General features: G+C 52.8%; 8 protein-coding genes. 6 read left to right on the forward strand and 2 right to left on the reverse strand.

The window, feature by feature from the left end; genetic code table 11:
* Window positions 1–219: 219 nt before the first annotated feature.
* Together mmuM and mmuP are read right to left on the reverse strand one after the other, a co-directional pair.
* Window positions 220–1,152 (reverse strand): homocysteine S-methyltransferase, encoded by a 933-nt coding sequence (gene mmuM, locus L6R44_RS21270; protein WP_032638380.1) that lies wholly within the window; start codon window positions 1,150–1,152, stop codon window positions 220–222.
* Complete coding sequence (mmuP, locus tag L6R44_RS21275; protein WP_237425350.1) at window positions 1,139–2,539, reverse strand: S-methylmethionine permease; 1,401 nt, start codon at window positions 2,537–2,539, stop codon at window positions 1,139–1,141. The genes mmuM and mmuP overlap by 14 nt, the downstream gene beginning before the upstream one ends.
* A 364-nt stretch (window positions 2,540–2,903) precedes the next feature.
* On the opposite strand from mmuP, the gene L6R44_RS21280 reads away from it, so the two are divergent.
* The 6 genes from L6R44_RS21280 (at window position 2,904) to zorA1 (ending at window position 12,090) form a co-directional block, all read left to right on the forward strand.
* Complete coding sequence (locus L6R44_RS21280) at window positions 2,904–4,013, forward strand: AI-2E family transporter (RefSeq protein WP_237425351.1); 1,110 nt, start codon at window positions 2,904–2,906, stop codon at window positions 4,011–4,013.
* A gap of 119 nt (window positions 4,014–4,132) precedes the next feature.
* Entirely contained in the window at window positions 4,133–5,917 is a 1,785-nt protein-coding gene (locus L6R44_RS21285; RefSeq protein ID WP_237425352.1) for a diguanylate cyclase, read from the forward strand.
* 381 nt (window positions 5,918–6,298) lie between these two features.
* Entirely contained in the window at window positions 6,299–6,793 is a 495-nt protein-coding gene (locus L6R44_RS21290) for a molybdopterin-dependent oxidoreductase (protein ID WP_032638373.1), read from the forward strand.
* A 17-nt stretch (window positions 6,794–6,810) separates the two neighbouring features.
* Window positions 6,811–8,742, forward strand: coding sequence for a putative bifunctional diguanylate cyclase/phosphodiesterase (locus L6R44_RS21295; RefSeq protein WP_032638371.1), 1,932 nt, complete (start codon window positions 6,811–6,813; stop codon window positions 8,740–8,742).
* 63 nt (window positions 8,743–8,805) lie between these two features.
* Entirely contained in the window at window positions 8,806–9,477 is a 672-nt protein-coding gene (gene catA, locus L6R44_RS21300) for a type A chloramphenicol O-acetyltransferase (protein ID WP_237425353.1), read from the forward strand.
* A gap of 423 nt (window positions 9,478–9,900) precedes the next feature.
* Complete coding sequence (gene zorA1, locus L6R44_RS21305) at window positions 9,901–12,090, forward strand: type I Zorya anti-phage system protein ZorA1 (protein ID WP_237425354.1); 2,190 nt, start codon at window positions 9,901–9,903, stop codon at window positions 12,088–12,090.
* Window position 12,091: the final 1 nt, after the last annotated feature.

The raw sequence follows: 12,091 nt of genomic DNA on the forward strand, positions 1-12,091 counted from the left end.
TAGCGGGTTCTTATGCCTAAGTTGTAAGTGTCTACCATGTCCCCGAACAAGTGTTCACTATGTCCCCGGACTGTACACCCTCAAGGGAGAGGGGGTTGTCCGTGCAGGTATTATTTGTGGGCATTCCTCAGCCCCGTGGGAGAGGGTCAGGGTGAGGGCATCAGCGCACGAACCCCTCACGTAGGCCGGGTAAGGCGCAGCCGCCACCCGGCAAAGATCTCAGCGCTGCGCGTTCAGCTCAGCAATGTCCTTCGGCGTGGTGCGGCAGCAGCCGCCAATCAGCTTCGCTCCGGCGTCCAGCCACTGGGGCAGATACCCTGCCAGCGTCTCGCACGCTTCGCCGTGGTGGTGCCAGGTTTTGGTCACCGCGTCATAGTGCTCGCCCGAGTTGGGGTAGACCACCAGCGGCAGCGCCGTCAGGCTTTGCAGGTGCTTCAGCGCCGCGGTGGTGTTTTCCAGCGCGATGCAGTTGATGCCCAGCGCGACAATGTGCGGCGAGTTTGCCAGCGCGCTGACCACCTCGCGCAGCGGCGTACCGTCGCTCAGGTGCTCGCTGTCCCGCAGGGTAAAGGAGAACCACGCCCGGGCGCGGGGATACTCCGCCAGAAGGGCCGCCAGCGCCTTAATCTCTGCAAAAGACGGCAGCGTTTCGCAGGCCAGCAGGTCAGCGCCCGCGTCCAGCAGCGCTTCCACGCGCGGGCGGTGGAAGGCGGTAAACTCCTCGGTGCCGCGCACGTAGTCGCCGCGATACTCCGAGCCATCCGCCAGATATGCGCCGTACGGCCCCACGGACCCCGCCACCAGCAGCGTCCCCGCCTGCGGATTTTCAGCCAGATACGCTTCGCGCGCCTTACGCGCCAGCTCCACGCTTTTTCCAACCAGCGCACGAGACTGCGCCTCGTCCAGCCCGCGGGCCGCGAAGCCCGCCGGCGTGGCCTGATAGCTGGCGGTAATCGCCACCTGCGCCCCTGCGCGGTAGTAATCGAGGTGCACTTCGCGGATAAGCTCCGGGTTTTCCATAAGCACTTTGGCAGACCAGAGGCTGTCTGCAAGGTTACACCCGCGCGCTTCCAGCTCCGTCGCCATTGCGCCATCCAGCACCACAAACGGCTGTTTTTCAAGGATGGCGGTAAGCGGATTATTCTGCGACATGTTCAGGCTCCTGCGATGTCATATTTCGGGTCAGGTAGTAGGCACCATAACACAGGGCGACAAACGGAATCCCACAATAAAGGGCAATGCGCTGGCTGGGGTCAAACCACAGGCCGACGCAGGCCACCACGCAGAGGATAAACCCAAGCACCGGCACCAGCGGATACCACGGCGCCCGGTACTGCAGCGCAGAGAGCGGCTGGCCGGACTGCAGATGACGACGGCGGAAGACAAAGTGTGATGCGCAGATGCTGATCCAGACCGCCACTACCGCAAAGCCGGAAATCGCCGAGAGCGCGACAAACACCGTATCCGGCGCGATAACGCTCGAGAACAGCGCCAGCACGCCGCCGAGCATGGACACCGAGAGCGCCGTCAGCGGCACGCCGTTTTTATTCACCCGGGCAAAGCAGCGCGGCAGCGTTTTCTCATTCGAGAGCGACCACAGCATGCGCCCGGAGGCATACAGCCCGGAGTTCGCTGCCGAAAGGATCGCCGTCAGGATCACGAAGTTAAAGATATCTGCCGCGTAAGGAATACCGACCTTTTCAAACACCAGCACGAACGGGCTCTTTTCCACCCCTGCCTGCTGCATCGGGATCAGCGCCGCCAGCACAAACACGGTGCCGATAAAGAAGATAATGAGGCGCGCGATGGTGGTGCGGATCGCCACCGGAATCACCTTGTGCGGGTTTTCCGTTTCGCCCGCCGCAATGCCGATAAGCTCGGTGCCGGAGAAGGCAAAGTTCACCGCCACCATGGTCATCAGAATCGGCAGGCCGCCGTGCGGGAACCAGCCCTCGGCGGTGATGTTGCTTAAGCCCGGCGCGGGCGAACCGTCCTGCATCGGGATAAAGCCAAAGACCGCCGCGCCGCCAAGAATAATAAAGGCAATGATGGTGATGACTTTCACCAGGGAGAACCAGAATTCGCCTTCCGCAAAGAAGCGCGTTGAGATGACGTTGAGGCCAAAAATCACCACGCAGAAGACCACGCACCACGCCCAGACGGGCACCTGCGGGAACCAGTACTGCATGCAGAAGCCTGCGGCGGTAAAGCTCGACCCGAGCGCCACCGTCCAGGTAAGCCAGTAGAGCCACGCCACGGCGTAGCCCGTCGCCGGGCCAAGATAGCGGGCAGCATAGACGTGGAACGCGCCGGTTTCCGGCATCGCCACGGAAAGCTCGCCCAGACACTGCATCACCAGCCAGACCACCAGCGCGCCGATCAGGTACGCCAGCAGCGTGCCCGCCGCCCCGGTCGTGGAAATGATGTATCCGGTATTGAAGAATAACCCTGTCCCAATCACGCCGCCCAGCGAGAGCATAATCAGGTGGCGTGTTTTCATGGTGCGCTTAAGCTGCCCATTTTCTTGTTGTGTTTGCATATTACCTTCTATACGTATGGACATCTAAACATCCAAAGAAGGTGTGTTATACCGCGATTGTTAATAAAAAGCTAGATGACCAGACGCAAACGGGCGCGCCGCGCGCTGAGTCTGGGGTGGGTGGTGAGGATCACGTAGAGAATCGGACGCCAGGCCATAAGCACCTCCGCAGGCAGATACTTACAGCATGGTGCGGAAGAGGGCGAACTTCGTTCAGTCGAAAGTGGTATCCGTGAATAGCGGATTCATACCACAATACTGTCCCGAGGCCGGGTAAGCCGCAGCCGCCGCCCGGCGCGAGGGTTGGTAATTCTCAGAATCAGTTCTATAGTCGAGACAGTTTACCAGTAACCAGGACTGACTGATGCGCTTTAACGGACTGACCAAAGGTTTCTTTATCTTTATTCTCGCCCTTGTGACCTGGGCCTTCTTCGACGTGCTGTCGCCCTACTTCTCCGCGATACTGTGGGCCGCGATTCTGACCGTCATTTTCAACCCGGTAAAAAACAGGCTGCGCACCGCGCTGGGGGATCGCAACGGGCTGGCCTCGCTGTTAACCATTGGCATTATCTGCCTGATCGTCTTCATCCCGCTGATGGTGATCCTCTCCTCGCTCGCCATTGAGCTGAACGTGGTTTACACGAAGCTTCAGGAGAACAACACCCAGTTCCCGGAAGTGGTGGCGAGCATCTTCAACCACCTGCCGGACTGGGCCAGCGGCTTCCTGGCGGATCACAACCTGAACAACGCGGCGCAAATCCAGAAAAAACTCTCCGACGTCGCTCTTCAGGGCGGGCAGTATCTGGCGGGCAGCGCGTTCCTGATCGGCAAAGGAACGTTTGGCTTTGCGATTAGCTTCGGCATCATGCTGTATCTGCTGTTCTTCCTGCTGAAAGACGGCCCCTATCTGGTGCGCCAGATCCTTGACTCCCTGCCGCTGTCTGATTTCGCCAAGCAGCATCTGTTCGCCAAATTTGTCGGCGTCTCGCGCGCCACGGTAAAAGGCACGGCGGCGGTGGCCGTGGTTCAGGGCGTCCTCGGCGGGATCGCGTTTGCTATTGCGGGTATTGACGGCAGCGTGCTCTGGGGCGCATTGATGGCATTCCTCTCCCTGGTGCCCGCCATCGGCTCGGCGATCGTCTGGGTGCCCGCCGCTATCTTCCTGTTCGCCACGCACCAAATCTGGCAGGGGCTGTTCATCGTCGGGTTCTTCGTGATCGTCGTCGGGCTGGTGGACAATATCCTGCGTCCGCTGCTGGTGGGTAAAGACACCAAAATGCCGGACTACCTGATTCTGATCTCCACCCTCGGCGGCATGGAGCTGTACGGCATTAACGGCTTTGTCATTGGGCCGCTGATTGCCGCGCTGTTTATCGCCTGCTGGAACCTCTTCTCGGGACGCGATCACGCCGGAAACGCCGAAGAGCTGGATCCCGACTTCATTGAAGAAGGAAGAAATCCTCCAGATTTGTAAGAGCGTGACGATAAAGAACACACCAGGCGGCACCGTGCCGCCTTTTTTTTCGACTTAAATCAAACGTTTTCTATAATTTGAAGAACGCCATCCTACTCATGTCGTAAAAGGATCATCTGGTGCGAATCGCGACGATAACAAACTGGGCCTATGGTGCCACGGTCTGCCTGACCCTCGCCTCCGGCATCATCATGCTGTTGGCATCCAATGCTGACACGGCAGAGCGTAACGCCGTTGAACAACGCCAGCGATTCGATCGGCTTACGGAAGATGTCGAGACTGACGCATGGGCACAGTCCGATTTAGCGCGCCTTTACGTCATCAAAAAAGATCCCCAAACGTTAAAGGAATACGGTCAGTCAGAGAGTGGCCTGAAGAATATTGAGATACGGCTGGAAAAATTGCGCGATTACGGCGCATCGGATGATGAGCTCTCCCTGCTGCGTGAAGGGATAAAAATCATCGATGAGCTGCAGGACGAACAACAAACCGCGTTGAACAGCATTGAGCAAGGGGAAGACGCGCAGGCCGTTGCCCTGCTCTATGGCGCACCGTACGAGAAGGAGCTGGAGCGCGCGCAAAACCAGATCGATCGTTTTCGTCAGATACTCGACAAGCGCGTCATCGCCTCCGTTCAGGAGGCGACAAAAAAATCGAAAGCGCTGCGGACGGCCTCTGAACTGATGGTCGGCCTGACCGCCCTGCTGTTCCTGTTTGTGCTTGGCTTTATCTTAAAACGCCGCGTGCTGCGCCCCGTGGTGCGCCTGAGCGACGTGGTGCATCGTCTTGCATCCCAGGACTACGCGGTGGAAACGCCCAACTTCAACCAGATTGATGAGATCGGCGATATGGCGCAGGCCATCCGCATATTCCGTGAAAACGGCCTTGCGCGCCAGCGTCTGGAAAAAGAGCGCGATGCCGACTGGGCCATCCGCGAGCTGCTGGCGCGCATGACCCAGCGGCTGCAGGGGTGTGAGAACGTGAACGATGTGATTAACGTGGCGGAGCTGTTTGCGCCGAATATCGCGCCGGGGATAGCGGGCCGGCTCTACGTGCTCGACCGCGATCCGTGGCAGATGCGCTGCGTCGCACAATGGCTTTCGCCGATCGGTGAAGAAACCACGTTCCACCCTGACGAGTGCTGGGCCGTGCGGCGCGGTCAGAGCCATCCTCCGGTGAACGGAGAACCCGATATCGCCTGCTACCATCTTCCGGCATCCCAGGCCGAAAGTGCGCTGTGCGTGCCGCTTATCGCCCAGGGGGAGGCTATTGGCCTGCTCTCCTTCCAGAATATCACGGCGGACAATGCCCCTTCCCGCGCGTATCTGGAACTGATGGCCGAAGCGCTCGGGCTGGCGCTGGCCAACCAGCGTCTGCGCGACGCGTTGCTCGAAAAAGCCCTGTTTGACCCGCTCACCGGCCTGCGTAACCGCCATCATCTGGAAGATACCCTGCAAACCCAGCTGTCGCAGGCCATGCGTAACGATGAACCGGTTAGCTGCCTGATGATCGATATCGACCACTTCAAGACGATTAATGACCGCTTCGGCCATGAGGCGGGGGATCAGGTGATCAAAAGCGTGGCGTCAATTGTTCAGAGGGCGATGCATGACAGCGGTCTGGCATTCCGTTACGGGGGGGAGGAGTTTCTGGTCCTGCTTCCCGGCGCCGATGAAGCAGAGGCCCACGCCTGTGCGCAGAAGATTTACGACGGCGTGCACGATCTGTCGCTTCGTTACGGGCTTACCGAGATTGGGCCGGTGGACGTCTCGGTTGGTATCGCCAGCTATCCAGAGCATGCTCAGAATGACAACCTGCTGCGCGCTGCGGATGTGGCCTTGTACCGGGCGAAAGAGCTGGGCCGGGCGAGGATCGTGAGTTTTGGGATGCTGGAGGCAGGTTAGCCCGATAAACGAATCCCCAGCAGAATAAAAGCAGTCCCTATGTAATGTTCAGATTTAAAAAAACCATCAAGGAAGGCGATCGCATATTTTAAGTCGATTTGTCCTTTCTGTGCCCACTCGCCTGTGCATTTTCACCACAGGCGGTAGCAAGCGAACATTTTTTAAGCGAAAGAAACGCTATTACCGTTCCTTCGCTGGCCTTAAAAAAGTGAGGACTCATTTAACTCACACATACGCGATAACTCAAAACAATCAACTTATTGATTTTAATGAGTTTAACAAAGAAAAGGCGCTAAAACCACGACTGCTTAACAAAATATATAAACTAGTAGGATAACTAAATTATAATTCATATACTTCTGTTAAAAAGTGGAGGCTAAGATGCGAATAATCCTAATGCTGGCATGCTGTTTGGTACAGAGTTTAGCCTGGGCAGGTGAACTGCCAAAGCCCGTTGGAAAACCTATTTTGACGATTTACGGTAATATAGAAAATACCAACGAAGAGGGAAAAGCAGTGTTTGATCTCGCCAGCCTTGAAAAACTGGGCATGGTGAGTTTCGAGACGACATCCCCCTGGTATAATGGCCGCACTAAGTTTGAGGGTGTCCCCATGAGTAAGCTCATGGATTATGTGGGCGCAAAAGGAACAAACGTGAATGTGATTGCGCTCAACGATTACTCTACCGTGATCCCGCTCAGTGACTTTAAAAAATACAACGCCATACTGGCCCTAAAAGTCAATGGCGAATATATGCGCATTCGCGATAAAGGCCCCTCATTTATTGTTTACCCCTATGACAGTCTTCCTGAGTTGAATAATCAGATTTATTACTCGCGATCGGCATGGCAGGTTAGCAAAATGAAGATTGAGTAGCCGTTCAGGAGAACATAATGAACAGGATACTGGTTGGTATCATTTTTTCTCTTTTTATCACGACAGGATATATTGCATACCTTGTTTACGATCGTCAGCAGGAATTGCAAAAACTGACTCAATACACCGAGTCCTGGTCCGTGGCACAACTGGTATCAGAGTATTACCGTTTTGAATCATGGCTTGGTCTATACGCAACCGATACCGATGACGTTACGATAGACCAGGTCCGCATGCGTCTTGAAATTATGCTCAGCCAGAGCGATTTAATGAAAGGAGGCGACCTGGGTCGCTACATTGACAGCGATAAAACGCATCAAGAAATTGCTTTACGCTTAGAAAAGATACTGGCCTATCTGGACAGCCATCTTGAAAAAATGACGCATACGGAGTTACAGGCATACCTGAAAGATATGCATGATCTTGATGCACCGCTTAGCCAGCTTTCTGCCACAGCATTAACAAAAGACATTAATACAGTTAATGAATCAAATAACAAAATACAAATCCTTTATTATATTTATTCGGCACTTTCGTTACTCCTGGTAATATTAAGCTTCATCCTTGGTTTCTTAATGATCTACCAGAATAAAAATATTCTCAAAGCACACATGCAGGTGAAAAGCCTTGCTGACGAGCTTCAGGTATCAAAAGAAACGCTGCAGCTTCAAAACGCCAAGCTGGAATATGATGTTTATCATGATTCCCTCACCGGTATGAAAAACCGCCTGTTCTTCTGGGACGATCTTAACAAAATTAATCTTCAGGCGGATAAAAACCATACTCCCGTCACGGTGATGCTTTTTGATTTAGACCGCTTCAAAGAGGTCAACGATACCTATGGCCATGACACGGGCGATTTGCTGTTGAATCAGGTATCCCGACGACTGACCTCAATGAGCAGCGCCACGGATACGTTTTACCGTTTGGGCGGAGACGAGTTCGCCCTTCTCTCCAGCGGACTGACGGAAACCGCTGCCGTTTCGCGTGCCAAGGAAATCAGCGATCGGATCGGCCAGCCCTACACCATTAATAACCAGCTGATAAAAATTGCCACCTGTGTGGGTATCGTTTTATCTGATAACGAACGACGCTCTGATTACCTGTATAAATTTGCCGATCTGGCCCTCTACGAAGCCAAAAAAGAGGGTTCACAGCAGATTAAAGTCTTCCGTCAGTGGATGCTGCAAAAGTTGCAGGAAAGCAGAACCCTTGAACATGATATGGCCCTGGCGCTCGATCACAATGAGTTTGTTGTCTATTACCAGCCTATTGTTGATTCGTTCAGCAATGACATTTACGGCTATGAGGCACTTATTCGCTGGATGCACCCGGTAAAAGGGATGCTGTCGCCTGATTACTTTATTTCTGTCGCTGAAAAAACCGGGATGATTAATGCGATCGGCAAAATCGTGCTGGAGCTAGCCTGCCGGGAAGCGGTGTCCTGGGCGGTTCCGGCGAGGATCTCGGTGAACGTTTCCCCTATTCAATTGGGTAATAAATCATTTACCACGATGGTGCAGACTATCCTGAAAGAGACAGGGTTACCGGCTAGCCGACTCGAGCTGGAGGTGACAGAGTCTTCACTGTTCAGTGACAGCAATATGCCGATCACGATCCTCAAAAAGCTCCGATCGCTGGGTGTCAAAATTTCCATCGATGATTTCGGGACGGGGTATTCGTCGCTCTCCAGGCTGAGTGAACTCAATTTTGATAAAATCAAAATCGACAAATCCTTTGTGAATCCGATATCCACGCAAGACGATGCGCTTAATATCGTTAAATTGATTACCGGTATGGCCAAGAGCCTCAATATGAGCGTCATTGCAGAAGGCGTTGAAACCGAAGCGCAGCTTGAACGCCTTCAGGCGCTTGGCTGCGATCTGGTCCAGGGATACCTGTTCGGAAAACCCCAACCTGCGATTGACAGCAAGATTAGATACGGTTGAAATGGTGTTGCGGTTTTTTCTGGCCCAACACTATTATTGTGATAGCGAATCAAAGGTTAACAAATGAAAAACGCAGTCCCGGAATATACGCCTGTTGATTTATCTCGTTGGGCCAGGAAGGAGCATTTTGAGGTATTCCAGTCGTTTGCCGAGTGCACAATTAACCAAACGGTTCTGATAGACATCACCGCGCTGCGAAAACATATTAAAGAGGTCGGCTGGAAGTTTTACCCAACGATTATTTTTCTCCTGTCTAAAATCATGAACAGGCATTCTGAGTTCCGTATGGCCATGAAGGACAATGAGCTTGTTATATGGAATGAAATTCACCCGAGCTATACCATTTTCCATCCTGAAACGGAGACGTTTTCGTCCTTGTGGAGCCATTACGATGGCAACATTCACCACTTTCAGAAGACGTATGCAGAAGATACGGCCCGCTATGGCAATAACCTGTCTTACTGGCCTAAGGGAGAGTCACGGGAAAATGTCTTTTTCGTTTCATCGATTCCATGGGTAACGTTTACTAACTTTAATATGAACATTGCTCATATGAAGAACTTCTTTTCGCCGATGTTCACCTTTGGAAAGTACTACGAGCAGGATGGAAAAGTGCTGCTGCCGCTCGCGGTGCAGGTCCATCATTCGGTGTGCGATGGTTTTCATGTGGCAAGGATGTTTAATGAGTTGCAGGATATGTGTGATGGTTTGTTGGGAGGGGCGGGGGAAGCCTGATGCGCGAGAAATCTCTTTGTATGGCGTAGGTATCATTTTATTTGAATTATGGAGGTTCTGTATCTGTTGGCGATCTTAGGGTTGCTTCAAATGGGATGTTGTCCCATTCAGTTCATACAGGAACCATTGTTCAGCGCTGTTCATGAAAATCCTTGATTCAGTTCGCAAAATGACACCTGGAGCATTCATGATTACAAACGAGACAACGTAAAGAAATTTGCTTTTGATCGCTAAATAATAGGAAACTAAACCGCCGTTCCATCAAATCTCCCTGCTTGCGCCGTTCATCCCCTGAGTGGTCGGGGTTGTTTGCGGATTGCGGCGTGGCGATGGCTGTCACAACAAACAAATTTTGATTAAAGGTAATCAAATTGTTGTCGATGGTAATTTAAATGCTGATTAATATATTCAACGGGTAAAAATATGTCCTGGCTTAATTCATTTTTAGTGACGCTTACATCTGTAGAGCCCCTTAATGTGCCCTTCACCGTAATCAGCATCGTTGGCCTGGCCGTTGCCTGCTTTATTTTCTTTTATTTATTTCGGGCCATTAAAATTGTTAACAGCCTGAAAAAATACACCCTGTCAATTAATAGCATTGAAAACAGTTCCCCAGAGGAACAGCTTGCCCATCTTCAAAATCTGTTTAAGCGCCCTGAACTCAAACACGCGTGGAATGAGTTTGAAGAGTCGTTACACCCGCAGAGTGAACTGGAAGGTGGGGAAGAAAAAATCGTCCGCATTCGTGCCACGGCGCCAAGCTCGAGCTACTTCTCAGAGCAACAGCTAGTCGATATTCCACTCAATACTGAATTCTTCAAACACCTGCCCGGTATTTTGACCGGCGTGGGGATTATCGGTACGTTTTACGGCCTGATGATTGGCCTTAACCACTTCGACCCCAGTACTCCAGAACAGGTTACCAGCAGCGTCAATAATTTGCTGCACGATGTGTTGTACGCATTCCTTGGTTCTGCCGTGGCTATTGCCGCCTCTATTTTCGTCACCTGGCTGGAAAAACTGTCCATCGCCAAATGCTATAAGTATCTCGAAAAATTTACCGCTGCGATCGACAAGTTGTACGTTAGCGGCGTGGGTGAGGAATACCTCGCCTCGCTGGTGAAATCCAGCAACGAAAGCGCAACCCAGGCACGCCACCTGAAAGAGAGCCTGGTTACCGATCTTCGTGACATGCTGCTGCATCTCGCCGAAAGCCAGAAAGTTGAAAATGAACGCCTCGCGAATACATTGAGTAACACCTATCGCGAATCAGGCGCGCAATTTGCCGACCAGGTTAGCGGCGCAATCGAAAACAGCCTGAAGTCACCGCTGGATAAAATTGCAGGCGCTGTACAGACCGCCAGCGGCGATCAAAGCGGCATGGTACAGAACATGCTGCAAGATGTGCTGACCGCATTTATGGCAAAGCTTGATACCACCTTTGGTCAGCAATTTACGAACCTCAACGAAATGATGGGACAAACCGTTGGCGCTATCCAGACGATGCAAAGCGGGTTCTCCGCCCTGCTACAGGATATGCGTCAGCTCAGCGACGATTCCCGTCAGGGAAGTGCACAGCTGATTGAACAGCTTCTCTCTGAAATGAAATTCGGGCAAAAGGCGATGCAGGCTGGTATGAATGACATGCTGACGAGCTTACAAGCCTCTGTCGCGAAAATTGGTGCTGAGGGTGAAGGCGCCGGTGAACGGATGGCACGGCAGCTTGAGAAAATGTTTGCCGACAGCGAAGCGCGAGAAAAAGCGCAGGCAGAACATATGTCCGCCTTTATTGAAGCCATTCAGAACTCAGTGCAGCAGGGACAAAGCGCCACTATGGAAAAAATGGCGGCTTCTGTCGAGGCTCTCGGGGAGCAGTTGGGCAGTCTGTTTGGCCAGATAGATAAGGGTCAGCAACAGATATCAGCGAACCAGCAGGCTAATCAGCAATCCCTGCACGAACAGACCCAGCGTGTGATGAGTGAAGTAGACGATCAGATCAAACAGTTGATTGAAACCGTTGCCAGCCAGCATCAGGGAACCACCGAAACGCTGAACAAACTCGCAGAACAGACCAACCGACAGATTCAGGATATGCAAAATGGCGCGGATAAAATGCGTGTTGCCGCCGAGCGTTTTGAACACGCAGGAGATAAGGTGTCGGAAGCGAATCACCTGACCGCTGACATATTGAATAAAGCGCAAACTGCAGGTTCATCGCTCTCCCTTGCTACCAGCGAACTCGCTTCAGTAGTGGCCGATTATCGTAACAATCGCGAAGCCATCAGTAAATCCATTGCCATGCTCGAATTGCTCGCAGCAAATACCCAGTCAGAACAAACCACCCGTAGTCAGTTCATCACCGATCTGAAGCAGCACGGTGAGCGCTTGCAGAGCTATAACCGCGAAGCGCAGACCTTTATGGAAAATGTCAGCGATGTGCTTGGGAAAGGCTTTGAAGACTTCTCAGAAGGTGTTTCACACAGTCTCGATAAGACGCTGGGCAAACTGGACGTCGAAATGGCGAAAGCCTCTACTCTGCTTGCGGGATCCGTCGAACAGATCGGTGAAAGCGTCAGCGAGCTTGATGATGTTCTGTCTCGCGTGCGTGCCTGAG

It is taken from the genome of Enterobacter cloacae complex sp. ECC445 (assembly GCF_021892025.1).
Taxonomy (GTDB): domain Bacteria; phylum Pseudomonadota; class Gammaproteobacteria; order Enterobacterales; family Enterobacteriaceae; genus Enterobacter; species Enterobacter chengduensis.